This is a genomic window from Micromonospora sp. NPDC000316 (genome assembly GCF_042898885.1).
Classification (GTDB): domain Bacteria; phylum Actinomycetota; class Actinomycetes; order Mycobacteriales; family Micromonosporaceae; genus Micromonospora.
In genome coordinates this window covers 59,536-82,970 of the sequence record NZ_JBIAZG010000020.1, presented here as the reverse complement: position 1 = coordinate 82,970, position 23,435 = coordinate 59,536, and the positions used below count along the sequence as shown (strand labels likewise).

Annotated in this window: 23 protein-coding genes and 1 riboswitch; of the genes, 7 read left to right on the top strand and 16 right to left on the bottom strand. The window is 72.1% G+C overall.

Translation table 11 applies throughout. From position 1 onward, the window contains the following. Positions 1-181 precede the first annotated feature (181 nt). From ACFY2Q_RS27140 to ACFY2Q_RS27130, 3 genes are all read right to left on the bottom strand, one after another. The gene (locus ACFY2Q_RS27140) at positions 182-475 is read right to left on the bottom strand and encodes a hypothetical protein (RefSeq protein WP_151488090.1); all 294 of its coding nucleotides are present in this window, start codon (positions 473-475) and stop codon (positions 182-184) included. Further along, positions 465-722, bottom strand: a complete 258-nt coding sequence (locus ACFY2Q_RS27135) for a DUF6364 family protein (protein ID WP_357006975.1) — start codon at positions 720-722, stop codon at positions 465-467. Before ACFY2Q_RS27135 ends, ACFY2Q_RS27140 begins: the two co-directional genes overlap by 11 nt. Before the next feature lie 80 nt (positions 723-802). Beyond that, entirely contained in the window at positions 803-1,510 is a 708-nt protein-coding gene (locus tag ACFY2Q_RS27130; RefSeq protein WP_387134964.1) for a class I SAM-dependent methyltransferase, read from the bottom strand. A gap of 236 nt (positions 1,511-1,746) precedes the next feature. Here ACFY2Q_RS27130 and ACFY2Q_RS27125 point away from each other — a divergent pair, with 236 nt between their 5' ends. Together ACFY2Q_RS27125 and ACFY2Q_RS27120 are read left to right on the top strand one after the other, a co-directional pair. Continuing rightward, positions 1,747-2,082 (top strand): nitrite reductase (NAD(P)H) small subunit, encoded by a 336-nt coding sequence (locus ACFY2Q_RS27125; RefSeq protein WP_387134961.1) that lies wholly within the window; start codon positions 1,747-1,749, stop codon positions 2,080-2,082. Next, positions 2,082-3,170: a uroporphyrinogen-III synthase gene (locus ACFY2Q_RS27120; protein WP_387134958.1), complete on the top strand. Its 1,089-nt coding sequence runs from the start codon at positions 2,082-2,084 to the stop codon at positions 3,168-3,170. Before ACFY2Q_RS27125 ends, ACFY2Q_RS27120 begins: the two co-directional genes overlap by 1 nt. A gap of 41 nt (positions 3,171-3,211) precedes the next feature. Here the strand turns inward: ACFY2Q_RS27120 and ACFY2Q_RS27115 are convergent, their stop codons facing one another. The 4 genes from ACFY2Q_RS27115 to ACFY2Q_RS27100 all read right to left on the bottom strand — a co-directional run bounded on the left by ACFY2Q_RS27115 (position 3,212) and on the right by ACFY2Q_RS27100 (position 7,839). Then, a complete protein-coding gene (locus ACFY2Q_RS27115; RefSeq protein WP_387134956.1) occupies positions 3,212-3,835 on the bottom strand; it encodes an ATP/GTP-binding protein in 624 nt (207 codons plus the stop codon). Further along, entirely contained in the window at positions 3,816-4,181 is a 366-nt protein-coding gene (locus tag ACFY2Q_RS27110; RefSeq protein ID WP_007465174.1) for a DUF742 domain-containing protein, read from the bottom strand. The genes ACFY2Q_RS27115 and ACFY2Q_RS27110 overlap by 20 nt, the downstream gene beginning before the upstream one ends. Positions 4,182-4,267: 86 nt before the next feature. After that, entirely contained in the window at positions 4,268-4,675 is a 408-nt protein-coding gene (locus tag ACFY2Q_RS27105; protein ID WP_007465177.1) for a roadblock/LC7 domain-containing protein, read from the bottom strand. Beyond that, on the bottom strand, positions 4,672-7,839 hold the full coding sequence (locus tag ACFY2Q_RS27100) for a nitrate- and nitrite sensing domain-containing protein (protein WP_387134953.1): 3,168 nt from the start codon (positions 7,837-7,839) through the stop codon (positions 4,672-4,674). The genes ACFY2Q_RS27105 and ACFY2Q_RS27100 overlap by 4 nt, the downstream gene beginning before the upstream one ends. A 446-nt stretch (positions 7,840-8,285) precedes the next feature. On the opposite strand from ACFY2Q_RS27100, the gene ACFY2Q_RS27095 reads away from it, so the two are divergent. Continuing rightward, positions 8,286-9,467 carry an ABC transporter substrate-binding protein gene (locus tag ACFY2Q_RS27095; RefSeq protein ID WP_387134952.1) on the top strand — a complete coding sequence of 394 codons (1,182 nt, stop codon included), beginning with the start codon at positions 8,286-8,288 and terminating at the stop codon, positions 9,465-9,467. 213 nt (positions 9,468-9,680) lie between these two features. On the opposite strand, the gene ACFY2Q_RS27090 is transcribed toward ACFY2Q_RS27095, so the two are convergent. Both ACFY2Q_RS27090 and ACFY2Q_RS27085 read right to left on the bottom strand, forming a co-directional pair. Beyond that, complete coding sequence (locus ACFY2Q_RS27090) at positions 9,681-10,541, bottom strand: ABC transporter permease (protein WP_387134949.1); 861 nt, start codon at positions 10,539-10,541, stop codon at positions 9,681-9,683. Between the two features lie 102 nt (positions 10,542-10,643). Beyond that, a complete protein-coding gene (locus ACFY2Q_RS27085) occupies positions 10,644-11,675 on the bottom strand; it encodes an ABC transporter substrate-binding protein (RefSeq protein ID WP_387134946.1) in 1,032 nt (343 codons plus the stop codon). 269 nt (positions 11,676-11,944) lie between these two features. On the opposite strand from ACFY2Q_RS27085, the gene ACFY2Q_RS27080 reads away from it, so the two are divergent. From ACFY2Q_RS27080 to ACFY2Q_RS27065, 4 genes are all read left to right on the top strand, one after another. Next, positions 11,945-12,730 carry an ABC transporter ATP-binding protein gene (locus ACFY2Q_RS27080; protein WP_387134944.1) on the top strand — a complete coding sequence of 262 codons (786 nt, stop codon included), beginning with the start codon at positions 11,945-11,947 and terminating at the stop codon, positions 12,728-12,730. A 2-nt stretch (positions 12,731-12,732) separates the two neighbouring features. Further along, a complete protein-coding gene (locus ACFY2Q_RS27075; RefSeq protein ID WP_387134973.1) occupies positions 12,733-13,683 on the top strand; it encodes an LLM class F420-dependent oxidoreductase in 951 nt (316 codons plus the stop codon). Continuing rightward, positions 13,680-13,988: a cupin gene (locus ACFY2Q_RS27070; protein WP_377666870.1), complete on the top strand. Its 309-nt coding sequence runs from the start codon at positions 13,680-13,682 to the stop codon at positions 13,986-13,988. The genes ACFY2Q_RS27075 and ACFY2Q_RS27070 overlap by 4 nt, the downstream gene beginning before the upstream one ends. A 78-nt stretch (positions 13,989-14,066) precedes the next feature. Beyond that, positions 14,067-17,399, top strand: a complete 3,333-nt coding sequence (locus ACFY2Q_RS27065) for a hypothetical protein (protein ID WP_387134942.1) — start codon at positions 14,067-14,069, stop codon at positions 17,397-17,399. A 17-nt stretch (positions 17,400-17,416) separates the two neighbouring features. On the opposite strand, the gene thiC is transcribed toward ACFY2Q_RS27065, so the two are convergent. From thiC to thiE, 7 genes are all read right to left on the bottom strand, one after another. Then, positions 17,417-19,009, bottom strand: a complete 1,593-nt coding sequence (gene thiC / locus ACFY2Q_RS27060; RefSeq protein WP_387134939.1) for a phosphomethylpyrimidine synthase ThiC — start codon at positions 19,007-19,009, stop codon at positions 17,417-17,419. Between the two features lie 17 nt (positions 19,010-19,026). Further along, positions 19,027-19,812, bottom strand: a complete 786-nt coding sequence (gene thiD / locus ACFY2Q_RS27055; RefSeq protein WP_387134937.1) for a bifunctional hydroxymethylpyrimidine kinase/phosphomethylpyrimidine kinase — start codon at positions 19,810-19,812, stop codon at positions 19,027-19,029. Continuing rightward, positions 19,809-20,429: a thiamine phosphate synthase gene (locus tag ACFY2Q_RS27050; RefSeq protein WP_387134936.1), complete on the bottom strand. Its 621-nt coding sequence runs from the start codon at positions 20,427-20,429 to the stop codon at positions 19,809-19,811. Before ACFY2Q_RS27050 ends, thiD begins: the two co-directional genes overlap by 4 nt. Before the next feature lie 80 nt (positions 20,430-20,509). Next, a complete protein-coding gene (locus ACFY2Q_RS27045; RefSeq protein ID WP_387134934.1) occupies positions 20,510-21,289 on the bottom strand; it encodes a thiazole synthase in 780 nt (259 codons plus the stop codon). Then, positions 21,286-21,486 (bottom strand): sulfur carrier protein ThiS, encoded by a 201-nt coding sequence (gene thiS, locus ACFY2Q_RS27040; protein WP_387134931.1) that lies wholly within the window; start codon positions 21,484-21,486, stop codon positions 21,286-21,288. The genes ACFY2Q_RS27045 and thiS overlap by 4 nt, the downstream gene beginning before the upstream one ends. Continuing rightward, positions 21,477-22,664: a glycine oxidase ThiO gene (gene thiO, locus ACFY2Q_RS27035; RefSeq protein WP_387134929.1), complete on the bottom strand. Its 1,188-nt coding sequence runs from the start codon at positions 22,662-22,664 to the stop codon at positions 21,477-21,479. The genes thiS and thiO overlap by 10 nt, the downstream gene beginning before the upstream one ends. Next, a complete protein-coding gene (gene thiE / locus ACFY2Q_RS27030; protein WP_387134926.1) occupies positions 22,658-23,284 on the bottom strand; it encodes a thiamine phosphate synthase in 627 nt (208 codons plus the stop codon). Before thiE ends, thiO begins: the two co-directional genes overlap by 7 nt. Next, a riboswitch (TPP riboswitch) is annotated at positions 23,279-23,388 on the bottom strand. Its footprint overlaps the gene before it by 6 nt. Between the last annotated feature and the right edge of the window lie 47 nt (positions 23,389-23,435).

The window sequence follows — 23,435 nt, the reverse complement described above, 5'->3', positions numbered from 1 at the left end:
ATGATGTGTCCACAACGCACAGACGATCACGCGGTGGCCGTCTCGCGTCCACCCCGGTTCACCAGCAAGATCTCAAACGGCGGCTGCCGTACTAGGAACACCTGATTACCCGGCAGTGCCCGTCGCGGGTCGGCCGGGATACGGGGACCGCACCACGGGCCGGCGACGATGGTGAGCGCGGTCAGAGTTGCTGGAGGATGCGCAGCGCGCGGCCGACCCGCAGCATCGTGTCGGTGTCGGCGACGTCCACGCAGTCGGTGAACCACTTCTTCATCGGTGAGGAGATCCGGTCGGGCATCACCACGTAACGGCCCATCGACACGGCGAGCGGGGAATCCCGCAGCAGCGACTCCTCCACCACCTCGACGACGATCACGATGGGGACGTCTGTGGAGTTGTAGACATCCGAGCTGATCACCAGGCCGAGGCGTTCCCGGGCGCCCTCGATGCGCCAGACCTCACCCCTACGCAGCACGCGGCCGTCCGTCGCCGAGGAGATCGTTGACCATGCCCACCTCGCGGGCGTCGGCGAGGGCGGCGGACTCCAGGTCGAGGCTGGCGCGGCCCACGGCGGCGGCGTGCGCGGTGAAGACCTCGCGAAGCGCCTTCTCCCGGGCGGCCTGGTCCATCCAGGCCGAGAGCGAGAGCCCTTCGCGCTTGGCGAAGCGTCGGGCCTCCTCGATCGTCTCGTCAGTGAACGACAACGTCACTTTGGCAGTCATGCGGATGAGACTACCCAGCGGTATGACCGTCAGTCATCCGCTCAGCGACAGGCTCGCCACCGGCGGTCGAAAGGCGCAATTCACCGGGCCTGCGCGCCGGCCCGCCCGCCGAACACCGCGAAGCGCCACTCCTTGAAGAAGCAATCGACATCGACCAGCCCCGCCTCGGCGAGCCACCGGCGCTGGTCGTCGACGGTGGCCGGCCGGTCGTGCCGCATCCGCTCCCGGGCGGCGGCGATTTCGTCGGGCGGTGAGCCCAACTCGGTGATCCGCGCCATCCACACCTCGTCGTAGCGCCGATCCAGGGCCGGTGTCGGCCCGGCCACCTGCTCGGCGTTGACGAACACCCCACCGGGCGCCAGCGCGGCGGCGACCCGTCGGTAGAGCGCCCGCTTGCCGGCATCGTCCAGGTGGTGGATCGCCAGCGCGCTGACCACCGCGTCGTAATTGCCGGCCGGCAGCGCGTCGGCCAGGTCGGCCAGGACCGTCCGGTGCGGCACGGCACGGGCGCGTAGCTGGTCGGCGGCGCGGGACAGCATGGCCGGCGCGCCGTCCACAAGGGTCAGCCGCACCCCCGGCACCGCGGCCGCCAGCAGCAGCGAGAGCAGGCCGGTGCCGGCGCCCAGATCCAGCACCTCGGGGGTACGCCCGGCGGCCAGCGCGGCCCGCAGCGGTGGCGCGGCCACCTCGATGGCGGTGCCGTAGAAGGCGTCGAAGCAGGGCACCAACCGCCTGCGTGCCTCGTCGTAGGTGCCGGCCACCGCGTTGAAAGCGTCTGCCACGCCCATCGCATCTCCCAAAACTTGAGACGACTTTCCCACATAATAGGCCTCCTGCGAGCGGTCCGCCCGCCACCGACCGCACCGTGGGACACCGGCTCCGCAGGGCGGGGATGGCGCCCGGCAGGTCGGCGGACCGACCCAACCGTCACGTCCGATGCCACCGTGCGGTGTGAGCCCTACTTGACAGGACCGAAACAGAAGGGACGCCGACCGGAAACCGCCCGGCGGCACGCTTTGCCGACATGACAGACGGTGCATGGTCGGCAACTCGACCGGGGCGAGCGCCCCGGGAGGCGGCGACGCACTGCCCGTACTGCGCACTCCAGTGCGGCATGACGCTGCGTGCGGACGACGACGGGGTGACAGTGCTCCCCCGTCAGTTCCCCACCAACCGGGGCGGCCTCTGCCAGAAGGGCTGGACGGCCGCCGGGGTGCCCACTGTCGCGCCGCCACTGCACAGGCAGGTGTACGACCTGCGCACCGGTGCCTGCCTCGACCTGCCCGGCGTGGCCGTGACCCGCCATGACGCGCGCTGCCGTGACGGGCTGGTCGAGGTACGGCTGCGACGGGAGGGCTGATGCGGGAGGAACTGGCCGGCTTCACGATCGGGGTGACCGCCGACCGGCGGCGCGACGAGTTGGCCGCGCTGCTCGAACGTCGGGGCGCCCGGGTGGTGCTCGCCCCGGCGCTGCGGATCGTTCCGCTGTCCGACGACACCGAACTGCGCGAGGCGACGCGCGCATGCCTGGACCAGCCACCGGACATCCTGATGGCCAACACCGGCATCGGCATGCGTGGGTGGTTGGAGGCGGCCGAGGGTTGGGGGCTGGCCGAGCCGCTGCGCTCTGTGCTGGCACGTACGTACGTGGTGGCCCGAGGCCCGAATGCGCGGGGCGCGATCCGCGCGGCCGGGCTGCACGACCAGTGGTCGCCGGCCTCGGAGAGCTGCGACGAGGTGGTCGACCACCTGCGTCGGCGCGGCGTGGCCGGTCAGGTGATCGCCATGCAGCTGCACGGTGAGCGGCAACCGGAGTGCACGCTCGCGTTGGAGGCGGCCGGCGCCAAGGTGATCGAGGTGCCGGTCTACCGCTGGGCGCCGCCGACCGACCTGGCACCGCTGCACCGGCTGATCGACCTGATCGCCGGTCGGCTGGTGGACGCGGTGACGTTCACGTCGGCGCCGGCGGCCGAGGCGCTGCTACGGGCGGCTGGCGACCGCACCGATGCGGTGGTGTCCGCGTTCCGCAGCGACGTGCTGGCCAGCTGCGTCGGCGCGGTGACCGCCGAGCCCCTGCTGCGGCACGGGGTGCCGGTCAGCGCTCCCGCCCGGGCCCGGCTGGGCGCGTTGGTGCGGACCATCGTCGACGAGTTGCCCCGCCGGACCATGACGTTCAAGGCCGGTGGGCACCTGATCACCCTGCGCGGGCACGCCGCGGTGATCGACGGCGAGCTGCGCCCGCTGGCTCCCGCCCCGATGGCGGTGCTGCGGGCGCTTGCCCAGTCCCCCGGCCGGGTGCTGTCGCGTACGGCACTGCTGCGCACGCTGCCCCGGGGCGCTGACGAACACGCCGTCGAGATGGCTGTGGCCCGGCTGCGGGCCGGCCTCCGCGCGCCGCGCGTGGTGCAGACGGTGGTCAAGCGCGGCTACCGGCTCCGGGTCGACTGAGCTGTCACGGCCGGCCGGTGTGCGCCGGCCGGCCGTGGCGGTCAGCCGACAGGCGTGGGGAATCCGCGACCCTGCTCGGCCTGCAACCGGAGCATGGCGTGCTCGACGACAGTCACCAGCACCTGCTTGACCGAGTCCCGGTGCCGGGCGTCGGTCATCACAAGCGGCACCTGCGGCGAGATGGCCAACGCCTCGCGGACCTCGTCCAGCTCGTACTGGGGAGCACCGTCGAACCGGTTCAGCGCCACCACGTACGGCAGGTTGCGGTTCTCGAAGTAGTCGAGCGGGGCGAACGCGTCGGTGATCCGGCGGGTGTCCACAAGCACGGCGGCACCCACCGCACCCCTGATGATCTCGTCCCACATGAACCAGAAGCGGGTCTGACCCGGCGTACCGAAGAGGTACAGGATCAGGTCCTGGGCCATTGTGATGCGGCCGAAGTCCATGGCGACCGTTGTGGTCTCCTTGCCCGGCACCTTGGACGGGTCGTCGATGCCGACACCAGCCGCGGTCATCAGCGCCTCGGTCGTCAGCGGTGTGATCTCGGAGATCGAACCGACAAGGGTCGTCTTACCGACGCCGAACCCGCCCGCGACGACGATCTTCGCGGAGACGATTCCCCGGCTTGGCCGCCCCCCAGCGGGGTCATAGCCTGCGAAGTCCACTTAGCACCCTTCCAAGCAGTTCCATCCGCTCCTCGAACCCCTCGGCGGGAGCAGCAGTGTGTAACGTCAGCAGGCTCTCGGCCACCATGTCGGCGACCAGCACCCGGGCGACGCCCAGCGGCATCCGGGTGTACGCGGCGATCTCCGCCAGCGACTGTGCCCGGCCCTCGCAGACCGTGGCGATGCGGTGCTTGTCGTGCCCCGCGAAGCGGGACTCGGCAACCTGGGTGGGAGAGGCCGTGAGGACCGCCTCGAGGGCGATGTCCTGCCGGGGCTCGGTACGACCACGGGTGACCGCGTACGGACGCACCAGAGCGCCGCGCGGGTCAGCGCGTCGTTGGTCCATCCCCGATCACCTCCTCGTCCCCGCGGAGCCGGCTCACACCGCCTCCCCTCCCTGTTCCGGCGCGTGGTCCGCGCCGGTTCTCGGCGCTACGAGCGCACCGCGTCACGCGGCAGCGGCACCAACGCCGCACCCACCCGCTCCACAAGCAGCGCCATCTCGTAGCCCACCTGGCCGACGTCGCAGCTTCGCGCCGCGAGCACGGCCATCGACGAGCCGTCGCTGATCGACATGAGGAACAGGTAGCCGCTGTCCATCTCGATGACTGTCTGCAACACCCCACCCGCGCTGAACATGCGGGCCGCGCCCTCGGTCAGGCTCACCACGCCGGAGGTGATGGCGGCGAGCTGATCCGCCCGGTCCCCCGGCAGGTCCCGGGAGGAGGCGAGCAGCAGTCCGTCGGCGGACACCGCCACCACGTGGGCGATCCCCGCCACGCTGTCGGCGAAGTTGGTGAGCAGCCAACCCATGTCCTGCATGGCAGCTGGCCTGTTCATCGGCTCTCCTTGGTCGAGGTGCTGTTCAGGTCCGTCCCGGCCGACCGACCGCGCTGCACGCCGCGGTGGTAGGCGGACAACAGGCCGCGTACTTCATCGGGGGTCCGCCGACTGCGGTCCCGGCCGGTCTTCGGCTCGATGCCGCCCGGCACGAGCTGCGCCTGCGGCACCCGCTTGGGCAGACCCGAGCGGGTGGTGCCCGCGGGGGCCGGCTCGGCGGCCCGGCTGGCCCGGGACCAGCCCTCGTCCGCCGCGGTCCGCCAGGCGTCCGCGTCGGCGGCGGGCGGTGGGGGTGCGCTCGGGGCGGGGGCGGGGGCCGGCACCGGCACCGGCCGGGCGGCCGGCGGCGGCGGCGTGTACGACGGCGGCGGCGTGGGCGTCGCGGTGTCGCGACCACCGTTGCTTCCGCTGCTGAACCCGTCCATGCTCCCCCCGCCTGCCAAACCGCTGCCGTCGCCGGTGCTGCCCGGGGTGCGCGTCGGCAGCGGCGGTCGGGCCGGTGTCGCGGTCGGCGCGGACGCGGCAGCCTGTTGACCGCCACTGCCCGGCCGGGCGGCGTTGGCCAGGCCGGCGTCGACAGGTGCCGGCGGCTCGTCGAACTGCGGCCGGGTGAAGATCGCGGTGGCGTCGTTTCCGTGGGACCGGAACCAGACCGCCTCCATCTCCCGGAAGATCGGCGCCTCGGCCGGGAAGTCGGGCCGGGTGCTGACCGGGGCGGCCGGCACCGACGGCGCGACAGGCGGGGCGGCGGGCGGCGCGACCGCGCCGGGGCCGGCGACCGGCCCGACCGGCAGCACCGGCGCGGTCCGACCGTCTGTGGTGTCGGCCGTCGAGCCGCGCCGGGGCAGCGGCTCGATTGTCGGGTACGCCACCGTCGGGCTGCCCATCGAGGCGCCCCCGCCGTTGCTGTACGCGGGCTGGGACGGCGGAACCGGGACGGCGGGTGCCGCCGGTGGCATCGTCGGACGTGCTCCGAAGCCGCCGGCCTGCACGGCGGGGGTGGTGTCCCGCGTGTCGAGCGGGGACTGCCACTGCGCCGGCGTCGGGGCGTTGCTCCGCCACTGGTCGGGCAGCGTCGCCGCCGCGGTGGTGGCGCCGGCGTACGACTCGGCGTGGCCGATCGGGGTGAGCGGCGTCTGCTCGACGGCCATCGGCTGACGCGGCCGGGTGAGAGCCTGATCGCGGCCCCGGTTGACGGGCAGCACCACCGTGGCGGCGGGGAGCGTCACCTGGGCGACGGTGCCGCCCTCCACGTTGCGGCGCAGCTCCACCCGGATGCCGTAGCGGGAGGCGAGCCGGCTCACCACGGCCAGACCCATCAGCCGGAACGCGGCGACGTCCACGCTCGGCGGCGCGGCAAGCCGCCTGTTGAGCGAGTCGAGCTGCTCGTCGCTGAGACCGAGCCCGCGGTCCTCGATCTGGATCAGCACGTAGTCGCGGATGCGGCGACCGTCGGCGACCACTGTGGTGTTCGGCGGCGAGAACCGCGTGGCGTTGTCGAGCAGTTCGGCGACGAGCCGCACCACGTCGTTGACGGCGTGCGCGGCCACCGAGATGTCGGTGTCGACGGTGCCGAACTCGATGCGGTTGTAGAGCTCCACCTCCGACTGGGCGGCGCGCAGCACGTCCACGACCAACGCGTCGTCGCGGCGCGGCACTGCGGAGTCGGCGCCGGCCAGGACCAGCAGGTTCTCGTCGTTACGGCGCATTCGGGTGGCCAGGTGGTCCAGCTCGAAGAGCTGCGCCAGCCTCTTCGGGTCCTCCTCGCCGCGCTCGATCGCGTCCAGCTCGCCGATCATCCGGTCGACAAGGGTCTGACTGCGGCGGGCCAGGTTGAGGAACATCGCCGAGACGCTCGTACGCAGCGCGGCCTGCTCGGCCGCGACGCGAACCGCTTCCCGGTGGACGACGTTGAAGGCCAACGCCACCTGGCCGACCTCGTCGCGGCTGTTGAGCTGGATCGGGTCCCGGACCTGCCGGACGATCTCCTCCACGCCGCCGTCGCCCACGCTGCCCATGTTCTGCAGTCGCTGCACGGCGTCGGGTAGGTCGTGGTTGGCCACCGACAGCGCACCCTCGCGAAGACGACGCAGCGAGTGGTTGAGCGAACGGGCCAGCACCACGGCCAGCGAGATGGCGATGATCAGTGTGAGCAGGACCAGGATCGACTCGACCACTGCCTGCCGGATGACGTTCGAGCGCGCCTCGTCGGCCTGGGCGAGCAGCCGGTCCTGCAGTTGGATCTCCGCCCAGCGCATCAGGTCGTTGACCGCGCCGATGGCGGCTGTGGCGTCCTGCGCGCTTACCAGCGGGCGCTGCCCGACCGAGCGGGTGATGTCGCTGGCCACCCGGTCGGCCAGGCCGACCGCGTCACCGGAGACGGTGTTGTTGACAAGGGCACGCTGAACGGGGTCGGCGGCGAGCGCGAAGGCGACAAGTGCCTCCTGCTGGCTCGTCAGCGTGGCCACGAAGGAGGAGAACTGCTCCGGGTCGAGCTGGCCGGCGGTCAGTGCCGAGAAGGCGACCGCCTGCTCCTCCGCGACGGCCGACTTGGCGCGTGCGAAAGCGGCGACCGCCCGACGGCTGTCCGAGAGGCCCTCCTCGCCGGGGAGTTGGGCCAACCCGTCGCCGTAGGCGACCAGGTCGGTGAGGATGACGCCGTAGCGAAGCACCGCCTCGGCGACAGCCATCTGCCGGCGGTCCAGCACCTCCTGGCGCGTGCCGTCCAGGGTGGCCAGGTGCGCGTCGATGGCCGCGAGTCGGCCGCGCAGGACCGCCGGAACCTCGCCGATCCGGGCCCGCTCGGCGCGGTACTCGTCGACCCGCTGCTGCGTCTGTCGCACACGCAGGTTGTAGGTGTCGGCGGGCTGCTGCGGGGTGGCCAGGTAGGCGGCCGCGGCCATCCGCTCGGACTGAAGATCCTGGGTCAACGCGCTGACGTCGATGGAGAGCGCGGTGAGCGACCGCGCGCGGGTGGCGTCGAAGGCGCCCTCGCCCACCGAGATGAGTCGGACGGTGGCCAGCGCGATAACCGCGGCCACCGGAACGACAAGGATCAGCGCCAGCTTGGACCGGATCCGGGCGTCCCGCAGTCTCGGCAGCCGTCGACGCGTACGCCCAGCGGCGTCGCCGGGTGCGGGCAGGGTCGTCGGTCCGGTGCTCACGACATCGCCTCCGTCGTTTCTTCCCCGCCTGACCCACCGAACCATGCCGTAAGCGGAGGGGACCACGCGCGGCACGGCCGCGATTTCATCAGAGAAGATCCTGTTTGGGAAGCCGCAGGGCGGTAGGAAACGGTCGGACGGCGCGGAACCCGTGATGCGGTCAACTGATACCTTCATTTCCGCAAGCCCCTGATCAGGGCATGTAACTCCAGGGTGGTCACGCGTGTATGCAAAGTGAGCTTTTGCAAACATTGCGTTACCCCAGCATGTGGGATGGCCGTCCCGAAAATGCAACCGGGGTCCGCGCTTGACCACAGCGCCGGCCATTGGCAAGGTTTTGCACGCTTCGCGCACACACCGTACGGCAGAGGAGATCCCGTCCTCCACTGAGGACGGACTAGCGGCGGTGACCGGGCAGCGCCCGCGCCCGCACCTGGAGGACTGAGTTGAGCCCCATCCGCTCCGCGACCATCGCGGCGCTCGCATCGGCCGTAGTGGCCACCACGCTCACCGGCTGCCAGTTCGGCGGAGCGGAGCAGGACACGAGTCCGATCGTGATCGCCGCCGACCTCGAACTCTCCGGCGCCGCCGCCCCCGTCGGTCGGACATACCAGCGGGCCCTCGAACTCAAGGTCGAACAGTTGAACTCCTCCGGAGCGCTGAACGGCCGGAAGATTGAGCTGAAGGTGAAGGACAACCGTTCCGACGCCGCCGAGTCACTTCGCAACATCGCCGACTTCAGCAGCGATTCCCGGGTCAGCGCCATCGTCATGGGCGGCTGCAACGAATGCGCGGTAGGCGCGGTCGGCATCATCAACGAGAAGCAGATTCCCACCATTGCGCTGGCCGCTTCCGGCGCGGTCGCCAACCCGGTCGCCCAGCGGCGTTACGTGTTCAAGCTGGGCCCGAACGCCGTGGACAGCGCCGCGGCGCTCACCACCGAACTGCGTCGCAAGAACATCCGCAAGGTGGGCCTGCTCTACACCGACGACGATTACGGCCGGGAGGGCGTGTTCGCGTTGCGTCGCGAACTGGCCAAGGCCAACATCAAGGCCGCCGGTGAGGAGTCGGTGAAGACCACCGACACCGAAGTGAGCCAGCAGGTCGGCAAGCTCACCCAACTCAAGCCCGACGCACTTGTTGTCTGGACCCCGCCGGAGCAGGCCGCCCTCACCGCGACAAGCGCCCAGGAGGCCAATTTCCGGGGGGCGCTCTTCTTCGACGCCGGTGCGGCCGGCGACCTGTTCCTCGGCGCGGCGGCCAAGGCCACCGAGCGGGCCACAATGGTCTTCACCCAGACCATGGTGATCGACGACGTGATCGCCACCACGCCGGCGAAGGCCGCCCGACGCCAGTGGTTCCAGGATTACACCGCGCGTTTCGGCGGGTACAACGGCTCGTCGTCCTTCGCCGCCGACGCGATCCAACTCATCGCCGACGCCGAACTGCGGGCCGGCGGGCCGATCGGTCAGGTCGACCGCAACGGCATCCGTGACGTGCTGGAGACGTCCCAGATGGACGGCCTGTCCGGCCCGATCCGGATGACGCCCGACAACCATTCCGGCCTGATGCCGCAGGCGCTCACCACGCTTGTCGCCCGCAACGGCCGGTGGCGGTTGGCCGGATAGCGCGCCGGGCCTCGGGCTCGGGGCACCGGGTTCCAGATCCGTCGTGTGCCGGGTGGGTGGGGCCTACCGTGCCCGGGCTCCGGGCGGTCAGGCTTGATCCCTGCGCCGGGCACGGTAGGCCCCACCCTTCTCGCCTTCGGCGTCGAACGCATCGGGCCGGCCTCTCTTGGGAGGCCGGCCCGGATGCGTTTCTGGGGGTTGATCTTTGGTTCGTCAGTGGCTGCTTGTTGTTTCGCGGACCCAGGGCAGGGCGATCCGCTCGATGAGTAGCAGCGCCGAGTAGAGCAGGATGCTCACAAGCGCCACCAGCATGATCGCCGCCCATGCGGTGGCGACGTCGCCGACGCCCGCGTACATGAGGATGACGTAACCCAGGCCGTTTTCGCCGGCCTGGAACTCACCGATCACCGCACCGATCGCGGCAAGCGGCATGGCCACCTTGAGCCCGACGAAGATCTGCGGCAGCGCGGCCGGGAACCGCACCTTGCGGAACCCCTGCCAGCGGGATGCGTTCCAGGAGCGGACCAGTTCGGCGAGGTCGGCCGGGGTGGTGGTCAGGCCGGTCGCCGTGGAGAGCACGATCGGAAAGAAGCAGAGCAGGAACACCATGGTCAGGATCGGCTTCTGACCCCAACCCAGCGCCACCACCAGCAGCGGACCCAGAGTGATCTTGGGCACAGCGTTCACCGCGACAAGCAGCGGCGTGAACATCCGCTCCACCGTTCGGGAGCTGGCCAGGGAGAGTCCGATCAGAACACCGGCGACAGCCGAGAGGGCGAAGCCGATCAGGATCTCCAGCAGCGTGGCCCAGGTGTGCTCCAGCAACTGGGCGGGCTTGTCGACGAACGCGGTGAACACGTCCCCCGGCGGCGGCAGAGCGGCCGGGTGCACCAGTTCCATCCGGGCGACCAGCCACCACGCCGCCAGCGCGACGAGGAGGCCGGCCACGGGCAGCAACGCCGCCCCGGCCCCGGCACGCAGGTGAACACCTCGACCCGCTGGTTCCGCCGCCGGCGCGCCGCCCGGGGATGGGGCCGCCGTCGCCGCCGGCTCCGCTGACCGGACGTCGGTCATCTTGTCCTCCTCGATATCCGTCGACCCCGGGAGGCCGACGGGCGACGGGGGTACGTCCCACCGGAACCCGGCGCGACGTACCCCCTTGTGACGACCGGACGATCAGGCCTTCGGCGCGAGGCTGAAGTCGATGATCTGCTCGGGGGTGATGTTCTCCTTGAGCGCGCCCGCGCCCTGCAGGATCGCGATGCTCTTCGCGACCCGGCCGCTGTCCAGCGTGCCGATCGCGGTGCCGGAGTTGCCGGACCGGACGTACGCGGCCATCAGGTCCAGCTCGGCGGCGGCGGCAGCGGGGTTGGCGGCCTCGACGTTCTTCTTCAGGATGTCGCCGGCCTCCTTGGAGTTCGCCAGGCTGTACTCAAGGCCCTTGAGCAGCGCCGCGGTGAACCGCTTCACCATCTCGGGCTTCTCCTTGGCGATCTTGGAGGAGGTGATCAGCACGTTGCCGTAGAGGTCCTGCATCACGTTGCTGTACGGCAGCATGACGGCCTTCTTCTTGGCCGCCGCCTCGATGGTCGGCTGGCCGACGACGAACTGGCCGATGCCGTCCACCGAGCCGTTGGCCAGCGTGCCGATCAGCGCCTGCGCCTCACCGTTGACCCAGGTCACCTTGCTCGCGTCCACACCGGCGAGCCGGGCGTACGTCGGGAACAGGTTGCGGACCACGGAACCGGGGGTGTCGGCGAGCTTCTTGCCCTCCAGGTCCTTCGGAGAGGTGATGTTCCTGCCCTCGATGGTGGCGATGCCCGCCATCGTGCGCTGCTGGATCGCGGCAACCGCCACGAAGTCCTTCGCCTGACCGTTGCCGAGCTGGAGCAGACCGCCGGTGAGGTCGATCGGCCCGAAGTCGGCCTGGCCGCCGACGACGGTCTGGATCACGCCGCCGGTGCCCTGGCCGGCCTTGATCTCGACGTCGAAACCGGCCTCCTTGAAGAAGCCCTTCTCCTTCGCCACCCAGGCGTAGGAGTCGCGGCCGAAGTTGCCGAAGGAGGTGAGGTAGGTCACCTTCTCAAGCGTCCCGCCGTTGCCGCCCTTGGCGTCGTCCGACGAGTCCGACCCGCTGCTGCAGGCGGAGACGAGGGCGAGGGCAGTGGCCAACGCGGCCGTAGCGACCGTACGGGTCAGCCTTCTCATCAGTAGCACCATGTCCTTTCCGACCGAGGCCGCAGGCCACGGAGGGGTTGTCGCGACGGGACCGGCAGGAGGGGTAGAAGCCGGGCACCGCCATCGTGAGGGGACTGTTCGCGGGCACAGCGTACGAGAAACCCACAGTTGCGACGCCAGGCATATCGGGTTGCGGAACGGAAACAACCCGACGACCACCCCGGACGGTGCGACACGGGGACGAGGCGGCTAGCCTTTGTCCGATTCCTGACCGTCCACTCAGCGGAGGTCCACCGGAGATGATCCGACTGTCCGGGGTTTCGCGTACCTTCCAGGGCCGATCCGGTCGGGTAGAGGCGCTACGCGGCATCGACCTCGACGTCGCCGAGGGCGAGTTCGTCGCCGTGCTCGGGCGCTCGGGGTGCGGCAAGTCAACGCTGCTGCGGCTGATCGCCGGGCTGCTTCCCCTGACCGCAGGCGAGATCACCGTGGGTGGCACGCCGATCACCCGGCCCCGCCGCGACATCGCCATGCTGTTCCAGAAGCCCGCCCTGCTGCCGTGGCGCACCGTGCTGGACAACGTCATGCTGCCGGTGGAGATCTTCGGGTGGAGCCGCGCCAAGCACCGCGAGCGAGCCCGCCAACTGCTCGACGTGGCCGGGCTGTCCGGCTTCGAGAAGCGGCTGCCACACGAACTCTCCGGCGGCATGCAGCAGCGGGTGTCGCTGTGCCGGTCGCTGATCGGCGAACCCCGGGTGATGCTGATGGACGAGCCGTTCTCCGCGCTGGACGCGCTCACCCGCGAGGAACTCTCCGGCGAACTCCAGCGCGTGCACATGGAGAACAAGCCCACGATCGTCTTCGTCACCCACTCGATCGACGAGGCGGTGCTGCTCGCCGACCGGGTGGTCGTGCTGAGCCCGCGTCCCGGCCGGATCCGCAAGGTCGTCGACGTGACCATCCCCCGGCCCCGCACCCTGGGCCGCAACGCACACCTCGCCGACGTCGCCCAGGTCAGCGCCGACCTGCACGAACTGTTGATGGAACGCGACCAGCCGGCCACGGCCGGCGCGGAAGGACGATGACCATGCGGGTGTCGGTGTTCACCGAGCCGCACCGGGGTGCCAGCTACGACGACCAACTCCGGTTCGCACGCCTCGTCGAGGCCGGTGGCTACGAGGGCTTCCTCCGCGCCGACCACTACCGGGCGATGGGCGACGACCCGGGTCTGCCCGGCCCGACAGACGCCTGGCTGACCCTCGCCGCGTTGGCCCGCGAGACCAACCGGATTCGGCTCGGCACCCTTGTGACGTCGGCCACCTTCCGCCTGCCCGGCCCGCTGGCGGTGATGGTCGCGCAGGTCGACCAGATGAGCGGCGGCCGGGTCGAGCTGGGCATCGGCGCCGGCTGGTACGAACGCGAACACACCGCGTACGGCATCCCGTTCCCGGCCGTCGGCGAGCGCTTCGACAGGCTGGCCGAGCAGCTTGAGGTCCTCACCGGCCTGTGGACCACCCCGCCGGGCGAGACGTACAGCTTCACCGGCGACCACTACCGGCTGGTGGACGCGCCCGCCCTGCCCAAGCCGGTGCAGGTGCCCGGGCCGCCGATCATCGTGGGCGGGCGCGGCCCGAAGCGCACCCCCGATCTGGCCGCCCGCTACGCCGACGAGTTCAACATGCCGTTCAAGTCCGTGGCGGAGACCGCAGGCGCGTACGACCGCGTACGCGAGGCGTGCGACCGCGCCGGCCGCACCGAATCCGGGCGTGCGCCGCTCGTGCTCTCGGCCGGGATTGTCGTGGCGATCGGCCGGACCGACGCGGAGGCACAGCGGCGAGCCGCGCCACTGCACGAGAAGAGCGCGCTTCCGCCGGAGGACCCGGTGGTCGGCTCGCCCGCACAGCTCGTGCAGCGGATCGGCGAGTTCGCCGAGATCGGCGCCACCCGCGTGCACCTGCGCATAACCGACCTCGCTGACCTCGACCACCTCGAGCTGATCGCCGCCGAGGTACTCCCGCAACTGGACGGTGCACGATGAGCGAAACGATCGACGGAACCGAACTCGGGCCGGTGGGCCAGGAGATCGTGTACGAGAACGACAGGGTCCGGGTCTGGCACATCCGGCTCGAACCGGGCGAGCGGCAGCCCCTGCACCGGCACGACCACCCCTATCTGGTGATCGCGGTCCAGGGTGCGAAGAACATCGTGCAGACCATCGACGGCACCCGCATCGACGCCGACGAGCCCACCGGCGGAGTCGTCTACCGCGACCCCGGAGCGGTACACATGCTCACCAATGTCGGGGACACGACATACCTGGCCCGGTTGGTCGAACTCAAGTAGACCCGCCGGGGTGTGCACCGGCGCGCCGCGCGGCGCGCCGGTGGCGATCGGGTGTACCGGGTGCGTAACGTGCCCGACATGGCCTATCGGACCTGGGGCAAGCTCCTGCTCACGGCGCTCGGGGTGAGCGTGCTGGCCGGAGCGGGCCAGCTCGGCGTCGCGTACGGCTTCGGCATCGTCCGACTCACCGGCGCGTTCACCGGCACGACAGTCAACCAGTGGCCGGCCCAGCTCGTCTGGGTCGGCTGGTTCGCCGCGAACGCGGCAGTGGCTGGTGCCGTGCTGACCGGGCGCCTGGCCCGCCGGGACGCCCCGGCAGCCAGCACCGGCCGGCAACTGGCCATCGGCGGTGCCGCCGCGCTCGGAGCCACGGTGGTCGCGCCGCTCTGCATGCAGCCCGCACGGGCCGCCGAGCTGATCTCCGTCGACCCGGTCTGGGCGGTAGGCATCTGCGCCGTGCTCGGCGCGTTGATCGGAGCCGGTGCGGCGATCGCCGTGCTGCTCCGGCCCGAGTTGGGCTGGAACATGGCGGCCGTGGCCGGCGCGGTGTGGCTCCTGGCGCTGATCTCCGTCCTGCCGTCCCTCGGCACGACGGGCCCGCTGCCCACTGTCCGACTCGGCGTACTCGAACCGAGCTGGCTCGACGACGCCGCCGCGCAGCGGCTGGCGCTGCTCCTGCTGCCCATCGTGGCGCTGCTCGCGGGAGCGGCGACAGCCGGGCTCGCCCGCTGGCGCGGCCAGGTGCCGCTGATCAGCGGAGCCACAGGCGTGGCCGGTCCGGTCCTGGTGGCGTTCGCCTACCTGACCGCCGGCCCCGGTGACGCGGTGGATCGCTACCAGACCACTCCGTACTACGGCGCGTTGATAGCTGTTCTCGCCGGCGCGCTCGGGGCCGCTGCCGCTGCCCTGTTGCGCTGGCCCCTCGGTGCCAGCGCCGCCGATGCGCAGGCGATCGAGCCCACCGACATCCTGCGCCCGCTGCCCGCCGGCCCGGCCCTGCCGGGCGCCGCGCCGTCAGCGAGTCCGGCAGGCGGCGGGGACGACACCGAGCCCACAAGCGCGACCACCTCCGGCGCGGATCTGGTCGGGGCCGGTCCGGGCTCGCGCGCCGACGACATAGCCGCCGTACGCACCGTCCCCGCCCACTGGGACTGGCCGTCCACCACGGCGAGCGGTCAGCACGGGCCGGTCCCGTCCGGCCGGGCCGGAGCGAGCGCGGCGACCGAGACCGCCCTGCCCACCGGTACGGCCGGTGACGACTCCTCCGGGACGGGCCGAGCGGCCACCACCGAGATCATCGGCTCGACTGGCGCGGCCTGGGCGGCAAGCGTTCCGACCGTTCGCACCGGCGGCACCCGCCCAGCGGACGACCTGGGCGGCAGTACGGCGATGCCCACGAGCGGCACGACCCACTCGACCGCCGACGGCACGACGACAAGCGACCCCGCCAGCACGGCCACAGCAGGCACGGCCACGACGGGCACAGCCACGACGGCCCGCGGTGGCGCGGCTAGCGCCCAAACCGGCACGGCGGGCACGGACACGGGCACGGCAGCCACCGGCACGGCAGGCACTGGCACGGCAGCCACCGGCACGGCAGGCACGGGCACGGCAGCCACCGGCACGGCAGGCACGGACATGACGGGCACGGCCACGACGGCCCACGCGGGCACGGCAAGCGCCCACACGGACACGGCCGGCACGGGCGCGGCAGCCACGGACATGGCGGGCACGGACATGGCGGGCACGGCCACGACGGCCCACGCGGGCGCGGCAAGCGCCCACACGGACACGGCCGGCACGGGCGCGGCAAGCACCGTGGCGGGCACGAGCACGGCAAGCCCAAGCACGGCGGACACAGGCACGGTCGGCACGAGCACGGCGGACGCCGGCAAGGCAGGCACGGGAACGGAGGGCATCGGCACGAGCACGACAGGCACCGGCACCGGCACCGGCACCGGCACGACAGGCACCGGCACCGGCACCGGCACGAGCACGACAGGCACCAGCACGGACATGACAGGCTCGGGCGACGGGCCGGCCCCCAAGCCGCGCCGGGCCCGCAAGCCGAAGGCCGCCCCGGCCGACGGCACCGAGAGTCCGGCCGACGCCGCGGCGCCGTTCGAGCCGACCGCCGCCGCTGCCGATCCGGCAAGCGGTGCCAGCACCTCGGACGCGGCCGTGCAGGCGTCGCAATCCGCTGCCTCAGGCGCTGCCCGACCCGCACCCGGCAGCCCGGAGCCGGGCGTCGCCGACAGCGCCACGCACGCCGGACCCGATGTGACAGCGGCACCGACCGCTGGTCGCGCCCGCAAGTCCGCCCGGCCCGGCAAGGCCACCGGCGGTACGACCCGGCCGGGTGCGGAAGACGACACCCCAGCGCGCCCGGCTGACGAGAGCCAGGCCACGCCGACCCCCGGCGGCCAGGACAGCGCGGCCGGTCGGAAGAGTCAGCGCGGCAAGGCCGTCTCCGGCACCGCCGCTGCCTCCGGGACGACCGCGCAGCCAGGCGCCACGACCGACTCGGCCAGTGAGTCCGCGGTCGCCGACGCGCCCGCGACCGAGGGTGGTGCCGGTGGCCCGCTGTTCGGTGTGCCGACAGCCGGCGACCCGGAGACCGACAGGTGGACGCCATCCCCGCCGGCCTGGCCATCCACCCAGGGGTTTACGACATCAGCGCCGGGCGCTGGCACCGAACAGTCCGCTTCGGGCACTCCGACCGCTGCCGGGGATTCGACCGAGTGGACGCCCAGGCCCCGGCACCGGGCACCGCTGCCGGACCTGAGCCGCGCCAGCAGTTGGGACGCCTTCAACACCGTCCGCCGCTCCGGCCCGGCACAGGCCGGCCCGGTGCAGGCCGGCCCGACACAGGCCGGCTCGACACAGGCCGGCTCGACACAGGCCGGCTCGACGGCGGACCTCTGGACGACGCCGACCAACTCGACCGGCACCCCGGACCAGACCATCGGCATCCCGGACCGTCCCGACGAGGGTGCCGCCGCCGACCCGGGTGCGGGGCAGGACGAGCGGCCCGAACCCCGTGCCAAGGGCCGCCGCTGGGGCCGAGGCCGCGCCGAGCCGGAGCGGACCGTGCCGGAGCAGGCGGGCGCTCCCGACGTCCCCGTCGACGAGCCGGCGGACGGCGACGCCCCGTCGGTCGCGTTGACGGGCACCGACGACGCGGAGCAGCCCTCCCGGCGGGGACGGCTCGGCGGTCTGTTCCGCCGCAACCGGTCCCGGGTCGACGAGGAGAGCCGACCGGAAACGGATGCGACGGAACCGCTACCCACGCAGGACGAGGAGTTCGTCGACTGGGTCGCCGGCCTGAGCAAGCCGGTCGTGGACAACGAGCCGGAGCAGGAGAGCGGCCGTCGCTCGCTGCGCTCCACCGGTCGCCACCACCGCGACTGACCGGTTCACCGACACGATCAGGCCAGCGGGAGGTAGACCCGCCCGCCGCCGGAGACGAACTCCTCCGACTTGTCCTTCATGCCGCGTGCCGCGTACTCCTTGAGTTCCTGGGTGATTTTCATGGAGCAGAACTTCGGGCCGCACATCGAGCAGAAGTGCGCGGTCTTCGCCGGCTCGGCCGGCAGCGTCGCGTCGTGGTACGAGCGCGCCGTCTCCGGGTCCAGCGAGAGGTTGAACTGGTCCTCCCAGCGGAACTCGAACCGTGCCTTCGACAGCGCGTCGTCCCACGCCTGCGCGCCCGGGTGCCCCTTGGCCAGGTCCGCCGCGTGGGCCGCGATCTTGTACGCGATCACGCCCGCCTTGACGTCGTCGCGGTCCGGCAGGCCGAGGTGTTCCTTCGGAGTGACGTAGCAGAGCATCGCGGTGCCGAACATGCCGATCATCGCGGCGCCGATGGCCGAGGTGATGTGGTCGTACGCGGGCGCGATGTCAGTGGTGAGTGGGCCGAGTGTGTAGAACGGCGCCTCGTGGCACCACTCCTGCTGGAGGTCCACGTTCTCCTTGATCTTGTGCATGGGTACGTGCCCCGGGCCCTCGATCATCACCTGTACGTCGTGCTCCCAGGCGACTGTCGTCAACTCGCCGAGGGTGCGCAGCTCGGCGAACTGCGCCTCGTCGTTGGCGTCCGCGATCGACCCGGGCCGCAGCCCGTCACCGAGGGAGAACGTCACGTCGTACTTCGCGAGCAGCGAACACAGCTCCGCGAAGTTCGTGTAGAGGAAGTTCTCCTCGTGGTGCGCCAGGCACCAGGCCGCCATGATCGAGCCGCCTCGGGAGACGATCCCGGTGACCCGGTCCACCGCCAACGGGACGTACGGCAGCAGCACCCCCGCGTGCACTGTCATGTAGTCGACGCCCTGCTCGGCCTGCTCGATGACCGTGTCGCGGAAGACCTCCCAGCTCAGTTTCACCGGGTCGCCGCCGACCTTTTCGAGTGCCTGGTAGATCGGCACCGTGCCGATCGGCACCGGAGAGTTCCGCACGATCGCCTCGCGGGTCTCGTGGATCCGCTTGCCTGTGGACAGGTCCATCACGGTGTCCGCGCCCCAGCGGGTGGCCCAGGTCAGCTTCTCCACCTCCTCGGCCACCGACGAGCTGACCGCCGACGTACCGATGTTGGCGTTCACCTTGACCAGGAACGCCTTCCCGATGATCGCCGGCTCGCACTCCGGGTGGTTGACGTTCAGCGGCAGCACCGCCCGACCGGCGGCGATCTCCGTCCGGACCAGCTCCGGGTCGACGTTCTCCCGGATCGCCACGAACTCCATCTCCGGCGTCACCGCCCCGGCCCGCGCGTACGCGAGCTGGGTGGGCCGTCGACCGTCCGTCCCGGCCAGCGGCGTGCCCGCTCCCCGCACCGGCGCCACATCGCCCCGCTCGGCGATCCACGGCCCGCGCAGCGGCGGGAGCCCCGCCTCCGGGTCCGAGCCGGGACCGGACGTGTCGTAAAGGCGTACCGGCGGATGGTCTCCGGTCAGCTCCACCTCGGCGAACGGCACCCGGACATCGGGCCGTGACCCTTCGACGTACACCTTGCCTCGTGCCTGCATGACAGCCTCCCGTGTGATTAGGCGGACCAGCCGAAGTGATCGAGCGGTCCCCGGCCCGCGCCCAGCTCCCAGCCCCGAGCGCCGGTCAGCGCGCGGAGCACGTACTCCTTGGCGGCCTCGACCGCCGCCGGCACCGGATCGCCCGACGCGAGCCGCACGGCGATCGCCGCCGAGAACGAGCACCCGGTGCCGTGGGTGTGCCGGGTGTCCACACGAGGCCCGCGTAGCAGTGTGGTGACGCCACCGCCGCACAGGACGTCGACCGCCTCGTCCCCGTGCAGGTCGCCGCCGGTGACCACGACGTACTCCGGGCCGCCGGCAGCGAGGGCCTCGGCGGCCACGACCATCGCGGGCACGTCGTCCACCTGGCGTCCGGTGATCGCCGCCGCCTCCGCGCAGTTCGGTGTGGCCACCCGGGCGTACGGGAGCAGCCGCTCCACCGCCCCCACCACACCGAGCCGGTGCCCACTCGTGGCGACGAGCACCGGATCGACGACGAGCTGCGGCAGGCGGCCGTCCCGGGCGGCCTGCGCCACCGCGTCCGCGACGGCGGGGGTGCCGAGCATTCCCGTCTTGACCGCACGGACGGTGAAGTCGGCGAGCACGCTGTCCAACTGCTCGGTGATCGTGCGCGGAGGCAGCGGCAGTACGGCGTCCACGCCACGCGTGTTCTGTGCGGTGACCGCCGTGAGGACACTTGTGCCGTACGCGCCGAGCGCCGCGATGACCTTGAGGTCGGCCTGGATGCCGGCGCCACCGCCGGAGTCGGAGCCGGCGATGGTGAGGATTGTGCGCGGGGTCATGTTTCCTCTTTGGTTGCGCTCTGGGGCTGCGGCCTTGCTTCCGTGAAGGCGCTGGTCAGCACGGTGGCTGTTTCGGCCGGGTCGTCTGCTCGCATGAGCGCGCCCAGCACCGCCACTCCGACGGCTCCCGCTTGCGCGCAGGCGGTCACCTGCTCTGGTGTTTCGATGCCGCCGAGCGCGAGGACTGGCACGCCGCTGGCCTGGGTCAGCGTGCGCAGTCCGTCGGCTCGCAGCGGTGGGCCGTACCCGGGCTTTGTCCTTGTGGGATAGACCGGGGAGACGGTGGCGTAGTGCTCGGTGGTCAGCCGGTCCAGCTCGGCCTGGTTGTGGCAGGAGCGGCCGACCAGTCGATGGGCCGGTGGCGGGTACGGGCCGGTGGCGGGCAGGTGCACGGCGTCACCGCCGAGCGGGTCGGGGCCGGCCACGATGAGAGTTCCGCCGACGTCGGCGAGGATCGCCCGCATGTCGACGGCGAGGGCGGCGCGCTCGGCGCGGGGCAGGTCCTTCTCCCGCAGCACGACGAAGCGCACTCCCCCGGCGACGGCTCCCGCCACCACCAGATCAAGCGGTGCTCGCGCCGCCAGCCGATCCGTCAACACCACGACGCCCGACGGCACGACTCCCGTCGAGATCTTGGAAGGATTCGGCCCCTCCAGGGGCACTTTCCTTCCAAGATCCAGTGGCGGCCTCAGGCCGGTCACAGGTCTGGCCTTCCCTCGTCGGGGGTGGAGGCCAGGGCGTGGAAGCGGCGGGTGATCCGGCCCGCCCCGGCGGCCAGCCGGCCCGCCTCGACCGCGTACCGCATCGCGGTCGCCATCGCCACCGGGTCGGCGGCCCGGGTGACCGCGCTGGCCAGCAGCACGGCGTCGCAGCCCAACTCCATCGCCAGCGCCGCATCGGAGGCGGTGCCGATGCCGGCGTCGAGGATGACGGGCACGTCCACGCTCTGCCGGATCAGCCGGATGTGGTGCGGGTTGCCGATGCCGAGACCCGAGCCAATCGGGGAGCCTGCCGGCATCACGGCGGCGCAGCCCACGTCGGCGAGCCGGCGGGCGAGCACCGGGTCGTCACTTGTGTACGGCAGCACTGTGAAGCCGTCGGCGACCAACTCCTCGGCGGCGTGCAGCAGCTCCACCCCGTCGGGCAGCAGCGTGCGCTCGTCGCCGATCACCTCCAGCTTGATCCAGTCGGTGTCGAACGCGTCCCGGGCCAGCCGGGCCACCTTCACCGCCTCGACAGCGGTGTGGCAGCCAGCGGTGTTCGGCAGCAGCCGTACGCCGCACCGGTCCAGCAGGTCCAGCAACCCGCCGCCGGTGCCGGGCGCGGTGTCCACGCGGCGCAGCGCCAGTGTGACCAGCTCCGTGCCGGACGCCCGGATCGCCTGCTCCAGCACGTGCAGGTTCGCGGCACCGCCAGTGCCGAGGATCAGCCGTGAGGTGAACGCCACCCCGCCCAGTTCGAACGGCACGCCCCTCACCCGCCCTGCGCCGCGGTGAGCACCTCGACCCGGTCGCCGTCGCGCAGCACACTGGCCGGCCAGCCGGCCCGGGGCACCACCTCGCCGTTGACCGCGACCGCCACGCCACGCTGCTCGGGCACAATGTCGCGGACCAGGTCCGCGACCGACGCGCCACCGGGGACGCTGCGTCCGGTCCCGTTCACCGTCAACTCCACAGGTCCTCCTCAGTCGTCAGTTCAGATCCGCCCGGCACGCCCCTACCGACAGCTCCGGAGGGAACGCGCACCCCGCCGAACCGGTCCGCCCCGAAGGGTGCGAGCAGCGGATCGGGCACGCCGGTGGTCACCAGGTCGGCGATCAGGTCGGCGGTGATCGGGGTGAGCACGATGCCGTGCCTGTGGTGGCCGGTGGCGGCCAGCACGTCCGGTCGCCCGGGCAGCGGCCCGAGGATCGGCGCGTTGTCAGGTGTGCCGGGGCGCAGACCGGCGACCGCCTCGACGAGGTCGTACTCGGCCAAATCGGGCAGCAGGTCGACTCCGGCGCGGAGCAGCCGCTGCACCGCGCCGGCGGTGACACTCGTGTCCGACCGCTCCTCGACAGTCGCGCCGAGCACTACCTCGCCGTCGGCGCGGGGCACCAGATAGACGGGGTCGCCGTCGGCGTACCCCCTGATCACGTGCCGAAAGCCCGGCGTGACGCCGCCGGGCGCACGCAGCCGCAGGATCTGGCCCTTGACCGGCCGCACGGGCAGGCCGGTGAGGGCGGCGGCCCCGCAGCCGGCGGCGACGACTGTGACCCGGGCGTCCACGTCGGCCAGGCGGCGAACCGCCTGCGACACGACCACGGCGCCGGCTCGCTGCGCGGCCGTGCGCAGCGCCGGCACCAGCATCCGTGGGTCGATCTGGTGGTCGGTTGGCGCGAACGCGCCGCCGCGCACCCTCGGCGCGAGCGCCGGTTCGCGGTGGCGCAGCTCGGTGGGGCGCAGCGGGGTCACCGGCAGACCCAATCCCTGTTGGTACGCCCACAGCCGGCGCGCCTCGGCCAGGTCGTCGCCGGTCAGCCCGACCATCAGGGTGCCCTCGGTCCGGTAGCCGAGTTCGGCGCCTGTCGCCTCGGTCAGCTCGGCGGCGAACTCGGGCCAGCGGGCGGCGGACGCCACAAGCAGTTCGGTGAGCTGCCGCTCGCCGAAGTACGCCTCGGCGACCGGGGCGAGCATCCCGGCGGCGACGGCCGAGGCGCCCGACCCGGGAGCCGGATCGTGCACCACCACCCGCAGGCCGCGTGCGGCGCACCGCCAGGCGATCGCCAACCCGATCGGCCCGGCACCGATCACCGCCACGTCCGGCCGGGCCCGCTCGACGGATGCCGTTGACGGGGACCGGCCGGTCAGCACGTCAGCGCCCGCAGCAGTTCGGCGGTGGCCTGAGCGGGGTCGGCGGCAACAGAGACCGCGCCGACGACAGCGACCCCGTACGCCCCGGCGGCCCGCAGCGCCGGCACCCGGTCGGCGGTCACCCCGCCGATTGCGATGACTGGCACGTCGACCGCCTCGGCGACAGCGCGTATGCCGGCGGGGCCGATCGGGTCCGGCAGGCCAGTCTTGGTGCTTGTGTCGTGGCACGGGCCAACGCCCAGATAGGTGGCTCCGGCGGTGACCGCCTCGACAGCCGTTCCCGGTGCGCGGGCGGTGGCGCCCAGCACGCCGGTGGGGCCGAGCACCCGGCGGGCGGCGGCGACCGGCAGGTCCTCGGCGCCGACGTGACCGCCGTCGGCGCCCACCGCGAGCGCCACGTGCAGACGGTCGTTGACCAGGCAGGTCGCCCCGTACGGCACGCAGAGCGCGAGCACCCGGCGGGCCAGGTCGTACGCCTCACGGTCGGTGGCGGAGTCCTCGACCCGGACCTGGACGACCAGGTCGGCGCGGGCCGCCGTGAGGGCGGCCCGGACCACGGCGAGGGGATCACGCCCGGGTCGGGTGTCGGTGATCAGATGCAGTCGCCCAAGGGACGGCACGGCAACTCTCCTCCCTGCGCCGGCATTATCCGGATCAGGTTCGACGGTCGGGGGCTGTCAGCCCCCCTCTCAGCCCGGTACACCGGACTCCCGTGGGTTACTTGCGTGTCACCGTACGACAGTTCGGTCGGCCTGCCAAGGGAGGGGTCGC